Annotated in this window: 18 protein-coding genes and 1 tRNA gene; 14 read left to right on the top strand and 5 right to left on the bottom strand. The window is 70.4% G+C overall.

Annotated features, from left to right (window positions below; translation table 11 throughout):
• The first annotated feature begins 11 nt into the window (after positions 1–11).
• On the top strand, positions 12–1,301 hold the full coding sequence (locus tag BO64_RS15810) for a phytanoyl-CoA dioxygenase family protein (protein ID WP_496404270.1): 1,290 nt from the start codon (positions 12–14) through the stop codon (positions 1,299–1,301).
• Between the two features lie 18 nt (positions 1,302–1,319).
• Here BO64_RS15810 and BO64_RS15815 read toward each other — a convergent pair whose 3' ends face one another.
• Entirely contained in the window at positions 1,320–1,826 is a 507-nt protein-coding gene (locus tag BO64_RS15815; protein ID WP_496404271.1) for a hypothetical protein, read from the bottom strand.
• A gap of 59 nt (positions 1,827–1,885) precedes the next feature.
• Positions 1,886–2,644, bottom strand: a complete 759-nt coding sequence (locus tag BO64_RS15820) for a hypothetical protein (RefSeq protein WP_496404272.1) — start codon at positions 2,642–2,644, stop codon at positions 1,886–1,888.
• A 165-nt stretch (positions 2,645–2,809) separates the two neighbouring features.
• Between BO64_RS15820 and BO64_RS15825 the strand changes: the two genes are divergently transcribed.
• Positions 2,810–3,682: an AraC family transcriptional regulator gene (locus tag BO64_RS15825; RefSeq protein WP_496404273.1), complete on the top strand. Its 873-nt coding sequence runs from the start codon at positions 2,810–2,812 to the stop codon at positions 3,680–3,682.
• 56 nt (positions 3,683–3,738) lie between these two features.
• Here the strand turns inward: BO64_RS15825 and BO64_RS15830 are convergent.
• A tRNA-Ala gene (locus tag BO64_RS15830) sits at positions 3,739–3,814 on the bottom strand.
• 103 nt (positions 3,815–3,917) lie between these two features.
• Positions 3,918–4,382: a TIGR02300 family protein gene (locus tag BO64_RS15835; RefSeq protein ID WP_496404274.1), complete on the bottom strand. Its 465-nt coding sequence runs from the start codon at positions 4,380–4,382 to the stop codon at positions 3,918–3,920.
• Between the two features lie 122 nt (positions 4,383–4,504).
• Between BO64_RS15835 and aroA the strand changes: the two genes are divergently transcribed.
• From aroA to BO64_RS15895, 12 genes are all read left to right on the top strand, one after another.
• Complete coding sequence (gene aroA / locus BO64_RS15840; RefSeq protein WP_496404275.1) at positions 4,505–5,836, top strand: 3-phosphoshikimate 1-carboxyvinyltransferase; 1,332 nt, start codon at positions 4,505–4,507, stop codon at positions 5,834–5,836.
• Positions 5,833–6,498 carry a (d)CMP kinase gene (gene cmk / locus BO64_RS15845; RefSeq protein WP_496404276.1) on the top strand — a complete coding sequence of 222 codons (666 nt, stop codon included), beginning with the start codon at positions 5,833–5,835 and terminating at the stop codon, positions 6,496–6,498. Before aroA ends, cmk begins: the two co-directional genes overlap by 4 nt.
• A gap of 125 nt (positions 6,499–6,623) precedes the next feature.
• Positions 6,624–8,333, top strand: coding sequence for a 30S ribosomal protein S1 (gene rpsA, locus BO64_RS15850; RefSeq protein ID WP_496404277.1), 1,710 nt, complete (start codon positions 6,624–6,626; stop codon positions 8,331–8,333).
• Between the two features lie 169 nt (positions 8,334–8,502).
• Positions 8,503–8,790 (top strand): integration host factor subunit beta, encoded by a 288-nt coding sequence (locus tag BO64_RS15855; protein ID WP_496404278.1) that lies wholly within the window; start codon positions 8,503–8,505, stop codon positions 8,788–8,790.
• 23 nt (positions 8,791–8,813) lie between these two features.
• Complete coding sequence (gene mscL / locus BO64_RS15860; protein WP_496404279.1) at positions 8,814–9,242, top strand: large-conductance mechanosensitive channel protein MscL; 429 nt, start codon at positions 8,814–8,816, stop codon at positions 9,240–9,242.
• A gap of 95 nt (positions 9,243–9,337) precedes the next feature.
• A complete protein-coding gene (locus BO64_RS15865; protein ID WP_496404280.1) occupies positions 9,338–9,982 on the top strand; it encodes a phosphoribosylanthranilate isomerase in 645 nt (214 codons plus the stop codon).
• A gap of 10 nt (positions 9,983–9,992) precedes the next feature.
• Entirely contained in the window at positions 9,993–11,213 is a 1,221-nt protein-coding gene (trpB, locus tag BO64_RS15870) for a tryptophan synthase subunit beta (RefSeq protein ID WP_496404281.1), read from the top strand.
• Positions 11,210–11,350, top strand: a complete 141-nt coding sequence (locus tag BO64_RS15875) for a hypothetical protein (protein ID WP_496404282.1) — start codon at positions 11,210–11,212, stop codon at positions 11,348–11,350. The genes trpB and BO64_RS15875 overlap by 4 nt, the downstream gene beginning before the upstream one ends.
• Positions 11,347–12,180, top strand: a complete 834-nt coding sequence (gene trpA / locus BO64_RS15880; protein ID WP_496404283.1) for a tryptophan synthase subunit alpha — start codon at positions 11,347–11,349, stop codon at positions 12,178–12,180. The genes BO64_RS15875 and trpA overlap by 4 nt, the downstream gene beginning before the upstream one ends.
• Before the next feature lie 5 nt (positions 12,181–12,185).
• Positions 12,186–13,109, top strand: a complete 924-nt coding sequence (gene accD / locus BO64_RS15885) for an acetyl-CoA carboxylase, carboxyltransferase subunit beta (RefSeq protein ID WP_496404284.1) — start codon at positions 12,186–12,188, stop codon at positions 13,107–13,109.
• Entirely contained in the window at positions 13,084–14,442 is a 1,359-nt protein-coding gene (locus BO64_RS15890; RefSeq protein ID WP_496404285.1) for a bifunctional folylpolyglutamate synthase/dihydrofolate synthase, read from the top strand. Before accD ends, BO64_RS15890 begins: the two co-directional genes overlap by 26 nt.
• The gene (locus BO64_RS15895) at positions 14,442–14,684 is read left to right on the top strand and encodes a hypothetical protein (RefSeq protein WP_496404286.1); all 243 of its coding nucleotides are present in this window, start codon (positions 14,442–14,444) and stop codon (positions 14,682–14,684) included. The genes BO64_RS15890 and BO64_RS15895 overlap by 1 nt, the downstream gene beginning before the upstream one ends.
• A gap of 5 nt (positions 14,685–14,689) precedes the next feature.
• Here the strand turns inward: BO64_RS15895 and trxA are convergent, their stop codons facing one another.
• Positions 14,690–15,019 (bottom strand): thioredoxin, encoded by a 330-nt coding sequence (trxA, locus tag BO64_RS15900; RefSeq protein ID WP_496404287.1) that lies wholly within the window; start codon positions 15,017–15,019, stop codon positions 14,690–14,692.
• Positions 15,020–15,048: the final 29 nt, after the last annotated feature.

A 15,048-nucleotide genomic window follows, 5' to 3' on the forward strand; every position in this document is an offset into this window, starting at 1 on the left:
TCCGTACGCGCGTGCGCACGCTTCTGAATCTCCTGAAACCCCGGGCGCCCAAGGCCATCGCGCGGCGCGGCGCCCCGTTCCTGATCGCCAGGTCGTCGGCCGAGCATGAGCCGACGGCGGGCCTGATCATCATCGATATCGAGCTCGGAGCCGGCGAGGCCGCAGAAGGGCCCGCCGAGCTGGTGGCGACGGCGGCCTGGGCGGCCCCGGGCGTTGCTGCGGGGACCTACCGCCGGGCCGTGGAGTTGGGGCCGGTGCAGCGGACCTGGGTGGCCCTGCACGGCCACCTCCTGGCCGACGGTCCCGCCACGGTGACGGTGGCGGTCGTCCGCGACGGGACGACCCTGACCGAGCGCCGACTGACGGTGAAGGTCCGCAACGAAGGGCGGCTGGCGGCGGCGGTGGCCGAGAGCCTGAAGGCCACGGGCGTGCCGCTGATCGTCGATGTGCTGGATGCGGCCGCCTACGACTACGACGACCCGCGGCTGACCGCCTGGTTCGACCGGGAGCCTGAGGCGGTGGAGGCGCACCTGGCCGAGCTCGGCAGGACCGGCCGGGCGGGGCCCGAGGAGACCGCCGCCCTGCGCCAGTTCGTGGAGCGCGGTTTCCTGGTGCTGGAGGGCCTGATCCCGCCGGACGAGGTGGCGCGGCTCAACGCGGCCCTCGACGAGGCCGTGGCGCGGAAGATCGAGGGCTACGAGTGGGGCTCGAGCCAGCGCATCCGCAACCTGCACCTGGAGTTCCCGGCGGTCCGCGACCTGTGGCTCAATCCTAAGGTCCTGAAGCTGCTCAACCTGATCTTCGACGCGCCCGCCGCGCCCTGCCAGTCCCTGAGCTACGTCTTCGGCTCGCAGCAGGACCACCACCAGGACACCATCCACCTGACCCCGTTCCCGGCCGGGATGATGTGCGGGGTCTGGACCGCCCTGGAGGACGTGCAGGAGGGCTCGGGCGAACTGGCGGTCTATCCGGGCAGCCACCGCCTGCCGCGGGTCTATATGAACTCGGTGGGCCTGCCGAAGGTGCAGGACGAGGACTGGGACGCCTTCGGCCGGACGGTGATCCCCCGCTGGAGCGCCCTGCTGGCCGAGAAGGGCCTCACGGCCGAGCCCTACCGGCCCAAGGCCGGCACGGTGCTGATCTGGCACGAGAACCTGATGCATGCCGGCTCGGTGCGGCTGCACCCCGAGAAGTCGCGGCGCTCCATCGTCTGCCACTACTTCGCCCGCGGGGCGGTGGCCTTTTACGACTCCAGCGGCATGCCCGGGATCACATGGCAGGGGCCGGTCGAGGCCCGCTGAAGGCCGCTCCGGGTCGCGTCAGAAGGCGATGTGGCCGAGCTTGCAGGCGCCCTTGCCGTCGTGGGTGACCCCATAGGCGTCGAGGGCGCCGGAGGCGACCGTGGCGATGGCCCGCCAGCCCGTGGCGGAATCCGTGATCTCGGGCCGGGCGGCCGGCACGTCGGGGCGGGACAGGCCGGTCTCGCCGGCGCCCACCACCCGATAGGCCTCGTCCACCAGCACGATGCGGCCCACGGCGGCGCGGGTGGCCGTATCGGCGCCCCAGCCGATGATGGCGGCGCCGTCGGCGTAGCGGGCCTCCACGGCCTCGGTGTTGCCCACGCACTCGCCCTCCTCGGGGAACAGCTGGCGCAGGCCCTTGCCCAGATAGTCGGCGGCCCAGGCGGGCTGGGGCGGGCGGGGCGGCGCGCCCGCCTCCACCGGCGGCGCCTTGCCGCGGCGGTCCTTGGGCTCGTCGCAGGCCGTGAGCGCGAGGGCGAGGCCGGCGAGGGCCAGGAGCGGCGGCGTCAGGGCGGATCTCAGCATGGGCGGAAGCTTAAGGGCGCGCCGAAAGGGCCGTAAAGCCGGCTGGCGCGACGGCGCCCTCAGCGGGCCCGGGTGCAGCGGGTGGTGTAGGGATCGATGCGGTGGACCCCGTCCGGCCGGCGGTTCTGCTCGATGTGGAAGACGATGGCCGGCTCGCCCGACCGGTCGCGCTCGACGGCGCCCACGGCCCCGGCCCAGGGGCCGGTCTGGAGGCGGATCTCATTGCCGCTGCGGACATAGCGCCCGCTCGCCGAGGCGCCGGCCTGGTAGGTCCCGGCGGGGGCGAGGGTCAGGCTGACCATCTTGCTGAAGGCGAGGCTGTATTCGGTGGTCTGGCCGAGGCCGACGCCGATGCGGCGGTCCTGATAGGCGCATGTGAGCTTGGCCGTGGGCAGGGGAACGACGGCCGCCGCCGCCGGGGCGCGGGCGGCCTTGCCGGTTCCGGTGAAGGTCCCGGTCTTGAGATCGCCGGCGTGGAAGCTCTCGAAGCGCCCTTCGATGCGGTCGCTGTCGCACTTGCCGGTGAGTTCGGCGCGGCTGCGGCCCTGCTCCACCCGGAAGAGGCAGCGGCCGTTCTCCAGGAAGCCGTGCTTCAGCGGCCCTTCCACCGTGTAGTCGGCGGTGACCACCCGGGCCCGGCCGGTGAAGTCGCCGGCGCGCAGCTGGGCCTCCACCGTGAAGCTGCCGGGACGGCCGTCCGAATCAGTGAGCGAGCCGGAATAGGCGACGGCGCCGTGGTTGGGCGTGAGCGGCGCGGCCATGGCGGCGGCGGAGACGGCGGGAAGAGACAGCAGCAGGACGGCGAGACGGCGACGCATGAACGGACTTTCCCCCAGGGCCGGCGGGCGGCCGGCGCGCGAGGTTCAACTAACAGGCGCTGGACAGGGGGCATTGTAATTATCCGACATGGCGGGGCCGCTGGTCGGGTACCGAGGTGCGCCCACAGCAGGCCTGGGGAGGCCGTCACGAACAGCATCGCGCCCATGTCCGCCCAGGGCCCCGCGGTGGAGCTGCGCTACCGCCTGCCGGCCGCGCCCCTGCGGCCCTACGTCTCGGCCTATCACGTCGTGGAGATCCAGGCGGACGCCGAGCGGCCGGTCGAGGACCTCTTCTATCCCGGCTGGACGAACCTGCGTTTCACCCTGGCCGGCCCCGGCTGGACGGCGCAGCTCGGCGCGCCCGGCTTCGAGCCTGTGCCGTCCGCGGCCCTGTTCGGCGTGACCAGCCGGGCGGCGCGGGTGCGGGCGACCTGGGGGCGGCTGGTCGGGGCGGGAATCACGCCTCTGGGCTGGGTGCGGCTGTTCGGGGCCGACGCGGCGCGATTCGCCGATCGCATCTCTCCGCTGGAGACGCTGGTGGGCGACGCCGAGGCGCTGCTCGCCCGGTTGCGGGCCTGCGACGAGGATGCGGCCCTGGCCGGGGCCCTGGACGCCTATTTCGCCGACCGGCTGGCCCGGAGCGGCGAGCCCCGGCCGGTGCTGCTCGCCGTCCACCAGCTGCTGAACGATCCGGAGACGGCGCGGGTGGAGGACATCGCCGAGGCCTTGGGCCTCTCCGCCCGCCAGGTGGCGCGAATCGCCCAGGCGGTGTTCGGCCTGACGCCGAAGCTGCTGCTGCGCCGGCAGCGATTCACCCGCACCCTGATGGCGCTGCGCGAAGCGGGGGACGGCCCCAAGGTCGGGCGGCTCGACCCCCGCTACCACGACCACTCGCACTTCCTGCGCGACTGCCACCGATTCCTCGGCATGCCGCTGTCGGAGTTCCTGACCCGGCCGCGGCCGATCCTGGAGGCCTCCACCCGGGCGCGAATCGCCCTGCTGGGCGTGGGGGCGCAGTCGCTGCACCCGCCGGGGTGAAGATCGCCATGCCCCGGAAAAGGAGAAGGCCCGCCGGCGTTACCGGCGGGCCTTCATGGTGGAGCTAAGCGGAGTCGAACCGCTGACCTCTTGAATGCCATTCAAGCGCTCTACCAACTGAGCTATAGCCCCGGAGACCGAAGTCCTTCCCGGCTGTTGGCCGCCGGGAAGGCGCGGAACCTATTCAACTCGGTTCGTACGATCAAGCCCGTCTTTTGAGCTTTTTTTCGTCGGCCTATCGATCCTCGTCATCACCCTCGTCAGGCAGGCCTTCGATCTCGGAATCGTCGAAGTCGTCGTCCTCTTCATCCTCGAGGAACTGCACGTCGTCGGCGACTTCCTCGTCGTCCGTGAACTCGCCGAGATCCTCGGTGACGGCCGGGCCGGGCTCGGCCGAATCATCGTCGTCATCGGTGACCAGCGGCGGCTCGTCGGCCACCTCGTCGAGTTCCGGAGTCGCGATGTCCTCTTCTTCGTCCTCGTCGCGCTCGGTCTCGTCGGTGACCTGATCCTCGCGTTCGTCGTCGGCCTCGGTGTCGGGCGTGACGGCGCGGGCGCGGACGCGGCGGTTGCGCACGGCCTCGTCAGGATCGAATTCGGAGTGGCACTTCGGGCAGTGCGCAGGGCGCTTGCCCAGGTCGTAGAACTTGGCTTGGCAGTTCGGGCAGATTTGCTTCGTGCCCAGCTCGGGATTGGCCAAAGGCGACGGCCCTCTGTTGAAGGTAGCGCGGAAAAGCGGGCTCCCTTGCCACGCGCGAAGGCCGCTGTCAAAGCAATCCCCCTTGTGACATTTCGCGTATTCCGGAGGCTCGTTTCCAGCACATGACGGCGGCGCACCTGACCGCCAGCCGCGCAGGGTCCCTGACGGGGACCGTGCGCGCTCCGGGCGACAAATCCATCAGCCACCGCGCGCTCATCCTCGGCGCCCTCGCCGAAGGGGTGACCGAGATCGAGGGCCTGCTCGAAGGCGACGATGTTCGCCGCACGGCGGCCGCCATGCAGGCCTTCGGCGCCGGGGTCGAGCGCACCGGCGAGGGCCGCTGGCGCGTCGAGGGCAAGGGCGGCTTCGCCGAACCCGCGGACGTGATCGATTGCGGCAACGCCGGCACCGGCGTGCGGCTGATCATGGGCGCAGCGGCCGGCTTCGACCTGGCCGTGACCTTCACCGGCGACGCCTCCCTGCGCAGCCGGCCCATGAACCGGGTGCTGCGGCCCCTCGGCGAGATGGGGGCGAGCTGGACCTGCCGGTCGGGCGGGCGGCTGCCCCTGACCCTGAAGGGCGGCGGCCTGCGGAGCCTGTCCTATCGCCTGCCCGAGCCGTCGGCGCAGGTGAAGTCGGCGATCCTGCTGGCCGGGCTGAACGGCCAGGGCTGCGAGGTGATCGAGCCCGAGGCGACCCGGGATCACACCGAGCGGATGCTGCGCGGCTTCGGCGCGGAGGTGGAGGTTTCCGAGGAGGGTCCGGGGCGGCGGATCGTGCTGCGCCCCGGCCAGACGCTGAAGGGCATTCGCGTGCATGTGCCGGGCGACCCGTCCTCGGCGGCCTTCCCGCTGGTGGCGGCCCTGATCACCCCCGGCTCGACGGTGACGGTGCAGGGGATGCTGCTGAACGCGCTTCGCATCGGTCTCCTGGAGACCCTGGGCGAGATGGGGGCGGACCTGGCGGTGACCAACGTTCGCGACGAGGGCGGCGAGACGGTGGCCGACGTCACCGCCTGCTATTCCGAACTGGAAGGCGTGGAGGTGCCGCCCGAGCGCGCCCCGGCGATGATCGACGAATATCCGATCCTGGCGGTGGCGGCGGCCTTCGCCTCGGGGCGGACGGTGATGCGCGGCATCGGCGAGATGCGGGTGAAGGAGAGCGACCGCATCGCCCTGATGGCGGCGGGGCTTTCCGCCTGCGGCGTCGAGGTTGAGGAGGAGCCCGAGGGCCTGATCGTCACCGGCGGCGCGGGCAAGGTGCGCGGCGGCGGGCGGGTGACCACCCACGGCGATCACCGGATCGCCATGTCTCACCTCGTCCTCGGGATGGCCTCGGACCAGCCGGTGACCGTGGACGAGCCCGGCATGATCGCCACCAGCTTCCCGGGCTTCACCGACCTGATGCAGGGCCTGGGTGCGAAGATCGCCAGCGACGAGCCGGCGACGGCATGAGCGGCTTCGTGATCACGGTGGACGGGCCGGCGGCCTCGGGCAAGGGGACGATCGCCAGCCGGCTTGCGGCCCACTACGGCCTGCCGATGCTGGACACCGGCCTGCTTTACCGGGCGGTGGGCGTGCTGGCCGAGCGGGCGGGCGTCGATCTGGACGACGCCGAGGCGACGGCGGCCATCGCCCAGGACCTCACCGCCGAGGCGCTGGACGATCCGGCGTTTCGCACCCGGGGAGCCGGAGAGGCGGCGAGCCGGGTCGCCGTCCATCCGCCGGTGCGCCAGGCCCTGTTCGACCTGCAGGTGGGCTTCGCCCGCCGGCCGGAGGGGGCGGTGCTGGACGGCCGTGACCAGGGGACGGTGATCGCCCCCGAGGCGCCGGCCAAGCTCTATGTGACCGCCAGTCCCGAGGTCCGGGCCGAGCGGCGGTGGAAGCAGCTGACCGCCCAGGGCGAGGCCGTGGCCTATGAGGAGGTGCTGGCCGACATCCAGCGGCGGGACGCCCGGGACGGCGGTCGGGCCGACGCGCCCATGAAGCCGGCGCCCGACGCTGTCTTGCTGGATACGTCCGATTTGAGTATAGACCGCGCCTTCGATGCGGCCCGCCGCATCGTCGAGGCGGCGCGCGCCCGCTGGGACAAGGCCCAAGAGGGACCCTCCCGGTAAGCAAATCCAACCGCGCCAGGCCTCCGGGACGGCCGCGGGCAGATTACATCCCTTAACCCGACGCGCGGACTCCGCCTGGGCCATCACGCCCTGGGCCTCGCGTCCCATTCGAACGAAAGACCCCTATGGCTGACGATCTTAGCCTCAACCCCTCGCGCGACGACTTCGCCGCGCTGCTCAACGAGTCGCTGGGCGGCCGCGACATCATGGAAGGCCAGGTGGTGCGCGGCACCGTCGTGGGCATCGAGAAGGACTTCGCCATCGTGGACGTCGGTCTGAAGACCGAAGGCCGCGTGGCTCTGAAGGAATTCGCCGCCCCCGGCGAGGACAAGCCCGCCCTGAAGGCCGGCGACACCGTCGAGGTGTTCCTGGAGCGCGTCGAGAACGCCATGGGCGAGGCGGTGATCAGCCGCGAGAAGGCCCGCCGCGAGGAAGCCTGGACGCGCCTGGAAGCCGTCTACGAGCGCAACGAGCCCGTCATGGGCGTGATCGTCGGCCGCGTGAAGGGCGGCTTCACCGTCGACCTGGGCGGCGCCTCGGCCTTCCTGCCGGGCTCGCAGGTGGACATCCGTCCGGTCCGCGACGTCGGCCCGCTGATGGGGAAGGAACAGCCCTTCGCCATCCTCAAGATGGACCGTCCGCGCGGCAACATCGTCGTGTCGCGTCGCGCCATCCTGGAAGAAGCCCGCGCCGAGCAGCGCACCGAGCTGGTGTCGCAGCTGCAAGAGGGTGAAGTCCGCGAAGGCGTGGTCAAGAACATCACCGACTACGGTGCGTTCGTGGACCTGGGCGGCATCGACGGCCTGCTGCACGTCACCGACATGAGCTGGAAGCGCGTCAACCACCCGAGCCAGGTCCTGGCGGTGGGCGACACGGTCAAGGTGCAGATCGTCAAGATCAATCCCGAGACCCAGCGCATCTCGCTCGGCATGAAGCAGCTGCAGTCCGACCCGTGGGATGGCGTGGAAGCCAAGTACCCGGTCGGCGCCAAGTTCACCGGCCGCATCACCAACATCACCGACTACGGCGCCTTCGTGGAGCTGGAGCCGGGCGTGGAAGGCCTGGTGCACGTGTCGGAAATGTCGTGGACCAAGAAGAACGTCCACCCCGGCAAGATCGTCTCCACCTCGCAGGAAGTGGAAGTCGTCGTCCTGGACGTCGATCCGTCCAAGCGTCGGGTGTCGCTGGGCCTGAAGCAGGCCATGGCCAATCCGTGGGAGGCCTTCCTGGAGGCCCATCCGATCGGTTCGGTCGTGGAAGGCGAGGTCAAGAACGCCACCGAGTTCGGCCTGTTCATCGGCCTGGACAACGACATCGACGGCATGGTGCACCTGTCGGACCTCGACTGGGCCGTGTCGGGCGAAGAAGCCATGGCGCGCTACAGCAAGGGCGACGTCGTCAAGGCGAAGGTCCTGGACGTGGACGTCGAGAAGGAGCGCATCTCGCTGGGCATCAAGCAGCTCAGCGGCGACCCGATGTCGGGCGACAGCTTCCGCAAGGGCCAGACCGTCACCTGCACCGTCACCGAGGTCACCTCGGGCGGCATCGAGGTGCGGTTCGGCGAGGACGATGCGCCGATGACCGCCTTCATCCGCAAGTCGGACCTGTCGCGCGACCGCGCCGACCAGCGTCCCGAGCGCTTCGCCGTGGGTGACCGCGTCGACGCCCAGATCACCAACGTGGACAAGGCCGCCCGCCGCGTCTCGCTGTCGATCAAGGCGCTGGAAATGGCCGAAGAGAAGGAAGCCATCGAGCAGTTCGGCTCGTCCGACTCGGGCGCCTCGCTCGGCGACATCCTGGGCGCGGCTCTCCGCGAGAAGGCCCAGAAGGAATAGTCCAGCCTCTCAAGGGTTGAACTGAAGAGGCCCCGTCCGGTCCGCCGGGCGGGGCCTTTTTCATGCGCGTCGGCCCGCGCCGGCTTGACCCTGCGTCCGGCGTAAACCCTTTTTCCGCCTTGAACCCGGGGGGAGAGTCGCCCATGGTCGCGCCGGTTCGAGGGGCCTCATGATCAAGTCAGAGCTGATCGCGAAACTCGCCGAAGAGAACCCGCACCTCACCCAGCGCGACATCGAGCGCGTCGTGGGCGTGATTCTGGAGCGGATGATCGAAGCCCTCGAGCAGGGCGGGCGCGTGGAGCTGCGTGGCTTCGGGGCCCTGTCGGTGCGCTCGCGCGAGGCCCGCGCCGGCCGCAATCCGCGCACCGGCGAACCCGTTGACGTCCGCGCCAAGCACGTGCCGTTCTTCAAGAGCGGCAAGGAGCTGCGCGAGCGGCTCAATGTCGAAGAATCGTAACCCCTAGCGTCTGGGAGCCGCGCGTGAGCATCGTCTCCGAATTCCGTGAGTTCATCGCCCGCGGCAATGTCATCGACCTGGCGGTCGGCGTCGTTGTCGGTGCGGCGTTCAACGACATTGTCACCGCCCTGGTGGACAACATCATTATGCCGCCGATCGGCCTTCTGCTGTCGGGCATCGACTTCTCGGACCTGAAGTGGGTGCTGAAGGCGGACAATCCGGCCACCCCCGAGGTGGACGCGGTGGCCATCCAGTACGGCGCTTTCGTCAACACCTGCATCAAGTTCCTGATCGTCGCCTGGGCGGTGTTCATGCTGGTGAAGGTGGTCAACGCCATCCGCCGCAACCGGCACGAGGAGCCCGAGGCGGAGGCCGCCCCGCCGGCCCCGACCCCCGAGGAGTCGGTGCTCATCGAGATCCGCGACCTGCTCAAGGCCCAGCAGGCGAAGTAGCAAGACGCGAAGGCCGCCCGGCCTGAACCCGGGCGGCCTTTCTGTTTCCGGCGCGAGGCTTGCCCAAGGGGCGGGCGAGCGACTAAGCCGGCCCCATGACGGCCAAGGCCAAGATCTGCGGGGTGACGACGCCCGAGGCGGTGCAGGCCGCCCTGGACGGCGGCGCAGCCTTCGTGGGCTTCATGTTCTTCGAGAAGAGCCCCCGCAACATCACGCCCGAGACGGCGGGACGCCTCGCGCCGCCGATCCGCGCCCGGGGGGCGAAGGTGGTGGCGGTGACGGTGGACCCCACGGACGCCGCCCTCGACGCCATCATGGCGGGCCTTTCGCCCGACCTCATCCAGCTGCACGGCAAGGAGCCGCCGGCGAGGGTGCGGGAGCTCGCCCAGCGGACCGGACGCGGCGCGATCAAGGTTCTGCCCGTGGCCGAGGCGGCGGACGTGGAGGCGGCGGGCGCCTACGAGCCGGTGGCCGAGCACCTGATGTTCGAGACCAAGCCGCCCAAGGACGCCGATCGGCCAGGGGGGCTGGGCGTGCCCTTCGACTGGAGCCTGCTGGCGGGGCGGCGCTTCTCCCGCCCCTGGTTCCTGGCCGGGGGCCTCAATCCGTGGAACGTGGGGCAGGCCATCGCCGCCTCGGGGGCGCCGCTTGTGGACGTTTCCTCTGGCGTGGAGCGCGGTCCCGGACTAAAGGACCCGGCCTTGATCCAGGCGTTTCTCGACGCCGTCCGACGCGCCTGAGAGCCCGGCTTTGAACGCGCCTTCCCGACCCAACGACTATTCCGCCTATCCCGACGCCCACGGGCGGTTCGGGGACTACGGCGGCCAGTACGTGCCCGAGACCCTGATGCCGCTGGTCCATGAGCTGACCGCGGCCTACGCCCAGGCCAAGGCGGACCCCGCCTTCCAGGCCGAGCTGTCGGGCTATCTCACCCACTATGTGGGCCGGCCCTCGCCGCTCTATTTCGCCGCCCGCCTGACCGAGCACTTCGGCGGGGCGAAGATTTATCTGAAGCGCGAGGAGCTGAACCACACCGGCTCGCACAAGATCAACAACTGCATGGGCCAGATCCTGCTGGCCCGCCGGATGGGCAAGACCCGGATCATCGCCGAGACCGGCGCCGGCCAGCACGGGGTGGCCACGGCCACGGTCTGCGCCCGCTTCGGCCTGCCCTGCGTGGTCTATATGGGCGCGGTGGACGTGGAGCGGCAGAAGCCCAACGTCTTCCGGATGAACCTGCTGGGCGCGGAAGTGCGGCCGGTGACCTCGGGTTCGGCGACCTTGAAGGACGCCATGAACGAGGCGCTGCGCGACTGGGTCACCAACGTCCACGACACCTATTATCTGATCGGCACGGCCGCGGGGATGCACCCCTATCCGGAGATGGTCCGCGACTTCCAGGCGGTGATCGGCCGGGAAGTGCGCGAGCAGGTGATGGCGCTCGAGGGCCGGCTGCCCGACGCCGTGGTCGCCTGCGTGGGCGGCGGCTCCAACGCCATCGGCGTCTTCCATCCCTTTCTGAACGACGCCTCGGTGAAGCTCTACGGCGTCGAGGCCGCGGGCGAGGGCCTGGACACCGAGCGCCACGCCGCGGCCATCAACGGCGGCCGCCCGGGCGTGCTGCACGGGAACATGACCTATCTGCTGCAGGACGACGACGGCCAGATCACCGAGGCCCATTCGATCTCGGCCGGCCTCGACTATCCCGGCATCGGGCCCGAGCACGCCTGGCTGCACGACGTGGGCCGGGCGACCTATCTGACGGCCACTGACCAGGAGAGCCTGGACGCCTTCATGCTGCTCTCCAAGCTGGAGGGCATCCTGCCAGCCATCGAGAGCGCCCACGCCCTGGCGCGGGTGGGCGACATCGCTCGCGAGATCGGCAAGGACGGCGTCGTGGTGGTGAACCTGTCGGGGCGGGGCGACAAGGACGTGAACACTGTCGCCGCCCATCTGGGACGCCAGATTTGAGCCGTTTCCACGTCGTCATCGCCTGCATCTGCTCGGCCGTCATGGGATTCCTCCTGGGGTTCCTGGTCCGGGCCGAGGTGCGTGTGGCGATCGACACCGACGTCCCCAACCCGCCCGTCGTGGAGCGTTCGCGTTGACCAAGGCCCGCATCGACGCCCGGTTCGCCGCCCTGAAGGCCGAGGGCCGCGCCGCCTTCGTGCCCTATGTGATGGCCGGCGACCCTGACCGGGAGACCGCCCTCGCCATCCTGACGGGCCTGCCGGCCGCCGGCGCCGACCTGATCGAGGTCGGCTTCCCCTTCTCCGACCCCATGGCCGAGGGGCCTCCCATCCAGCGCGCCGCCCAGCGGGCCCTGGCGAAGGGCATGAGCACCCGCGGGACCCTGGACCTGATTCGCGCCTTCCGGGAGACCGACGAGACCACGCCGGTGATCCTGATGGGCTACATGAATCCCATCTTCAGCTGGGGCCTGGCGCCCTTCGCCCAGGCGGCGGCCGAGGCCGGGGTGGACGGCCTGATCGTGGTGGACTGCCCGCCCGAGGAAGCCGATCCGCTGGCCGACGCCCTGGACGCGGTGGGGATCTCGCTGATTCGCTTGGCGACGCCGACCACGGACGATGCGCGCCTGCCGGTGGTGGTGCGCCGCACCTCGGGCTTCGTCTACTATGTGTCGGTGGCCGGGGTGACCGGGGTGAAGGAGGCCGACGCGGCGGCCGTCGCCCCCCATGTGGAGCGGGTCCGCAAGGCCTCGGGCCTGCCGGTGGCGGTGGGCTTCGGCATCAAGACTCCGGAAAGGGCGAAGCAGGTAGCCCAGGTCGCCGATGCGGTGGTCGTCGGCTCCGCGCTTGTGGACGAAGTCGCCGAAGCAGTGGAGATGAACGAAGACGTGACCGTGCGAGTTCTTTCCAAAGTGCAATCCTTGGCTAAGGCTGTGCGCCTCGCGCGAACGAGCCAAACGGCGGTCTGAAAACCATGGCGATGGCTGATCAGCGGAACGACAAGCCCGGCCGTCCGGCCGGCACGCGGGAACGCCGGGGCTGGCTGTCCCGGATCGCGCCCGGGGTGCGAAACTTCGCCAAGCGCGAAACCCCCGAGAACCTCTGGGTGAAGTGCCCCGAGACGGGCGAGATGATCTACCGGCCCGACCTGGAGGCGGCCCTGTGGGTCACTCCGTCCGGCCACCACATGCGGATCGGCGCCGCCCAGCGGATGTCGATCACCTTCGACGACGGCGTGTTCGAGAAGATCGACTGGGAGCCGGTGGTCGAGGATCCGCACAAGTTCCCCGACGACCGCTCATACCCCGAGCGCCTGAAGGCGGCCCGGCAAGCCACGGGCGAGCAGGATTCCATCGCCGCCGCCTATGGCCACATCAAGGGCGAGCCGGCGGTGGTCATGGTTCAGGACTTCCACTTCATGGGCGGCTCGCTCGGCATGGGCGCGGGCGAAGCGTTCATTGCGGCGGCCCGCGAGGCCGTGAAGCGGCAGGTCCCCCTGGTGATCTTCACCGCCTCGGGCGGGGCGCGGATGCAGGAGGGCACCCTGTCCCTCATGCAGATGGCCCGCACGACCCTGGCCCTGAACGAGGTGAAGGCCGCCGGCCTGCCCTACATCGTCGTGCTCACCGACCCCACCACCGGCGGGGTGCTGGCCTCCTACGCCATGCTGGGCGACATCCACCTGGCCGAGCCTAAGGCCACCATCGGCTTCTCGGGCCGCCGGGTGATCGAGCAGACCATCCGCGAGACCCTGCCGCCGGGCTTCCAGAAGTCGGAATTCCTCGCGGAGCGCGGGATGATCGACCAGGTGGTGAAGCGCGCGGACCTGCCGGACGTGCTGAGTTCGATCCTGAAGACGCTTATGATGGGGCGTGAGCGTCTTTCCCCCGCCGCCTGACCTGAAGCCCGATCCCGGTTTCGACCCGATCCGCGCCTCCGACGCGGTGATCCAGCGCCTGCGCGCCAACCATCCGACCCTGATCGACCTGACCACGGGGCGGGTGGAACGGCTGCTGGCGGCCCTGGACCATCCCGAAAAGCGCCTGCCGCCGGTGATCCATGTGGCGGGGACCAACGGCAAGGGCTCCACCACGGCCTACCTGCGGGCCATCGGCGAGGCGGCGGGCCTTAAGGTCCACTGCCTGACCTCGCCGCACCTGGTGCGCTTCGCCGAGCGGATCCGGCTGGCCGGGCGGCTGATCAGCGACGAGGAGCTGCTGGCCCTTACCGACCGGGTGGAGGCGGCCAACGCCGGGGGCGAGATCAGCTTCTTCGAGATCACCACCGTCCTGGCCCTGCTGGCGTTCGCCGAGACCCCGGCGGACCTGTGCATCATCGAGGTGGGGCTGGGCGGCCGGTTCGACGCCACCAACGTCTTCGACGCCCCGGCGGTGAGCGTCATCACCCCGGTGGACTACGACCATCTGGAGATGCTCGGGCCGGGCTTGGCCAAGATCGCCTGGGAGAAGGCCGGGATCATCAAGCCGCGCCGGCCGGTGGTGGTCGCCCGCCAGATGGACGAGGCCCTGGAGATGATCACCCGGGAGGCGGACGACCGCATGGCGCCGATCCTCCAGATGGGCGCCGACTTCGACGCCTGGGAGGAGCGCGGCCGGCTGCTCGTGCAGATGCCCGAGCGGTTGCTGGACCTGCCCGCCCCCAGCCTGTTCGGCGGCTATCAGTTCGACAATGCGGGCCTGGCGGTGGCCGCCGCCCTGACCTTCGACCCCGCCCTGAGCGATGAGGTGCTGGGGCGCGGCGTCTCCTCGGCCGTCTGGCCTGCCCGGATGCAGCGGCTCACGGCCGGGCCGCTCGCCGAACTCGCCCGCCAGCGGGGCTCGGACCTGTGGCTGGACGGGGGACACAACCCACACGCCGGTCGGGCGCTGGCCGAGGCGGCCACTCGGATCATCGACCGGGATCCCAGGCCCCTGACGCTGGTGACGGGCATGTTCGCCCGCAAGGACGCGGAGGGCTTCTTCCGTCCGTTCGCCGAGATGCGGCCGCGGGTGATCGCCACCACCTTTGATTCGCCCCAGGCGGCCCCGGCCGAAGACATCGCCGCCGCCGCCGCGCAGGTGGGCCTGCCCGCCGAGATGGCGCCCGACGTGGACGCGGCGGTGCGCCTGGCCCTGGCGGGGAACGGCCCTGCGCCCCACGTCCTTGTCTGCGGAGGGCTGCATTTCGCCGGCGAAGTGCTGGCGATGAGCCCGGAGACCTGGCCCAGCTGATGCCCGCCAAGCCCTACAGCCTGAGGTTCGCCTTCCCGCGCCATTACCTGATCACCCTGGCCGTGGCCCTGCTGGTGCTGTGGAGCCTGATCGAGATCTTCGGCCGCACCGACGTGGTGCTGATCGGCTGGATCGTCGGCTTCCTGATCGCTACCCGGGTGGTGCGCTTCTTCGTCCTGCGCTATCGGCCGAAACGAAAAGGGCCGCCCGAAGGCGGCCCCGAAACCTCGGCGGACGGCTGAGGCGGTCAGGCGGCGACGCCGGCCTCGGTCAGCCATTCCAGAATCTTCTGCTTGGGCATGGCGCCCACCTTCATGGAGGCCATCTGGCCGCCCTTGAAGAGCATCATGGTGGGGATGCCGCGCACGCCGTAGCGCGAGGGCGTGGTGGGGCTGTCCTCGATGTCCAGCTTGGCGATCGTCACCTTGCCGGCGAGTTCCTCGGAGAGCTGCTCGAGGGCCGGGGCGATCTGCTTGCAGGGGCCGCACCATTCCGCCCAGAAGTCGACGAGCACGGGGCCTTCAGCCTGCAGGACCTCGGTCTCGAAGGTGGCGTCGGTGACCTTCACGGTGCTCATAGGAAACAACTCCTCTCGCGCGCGGCCGG

This window comes from Phenylobacterium composti DSM 19425 (assembly GCF_059568645.1).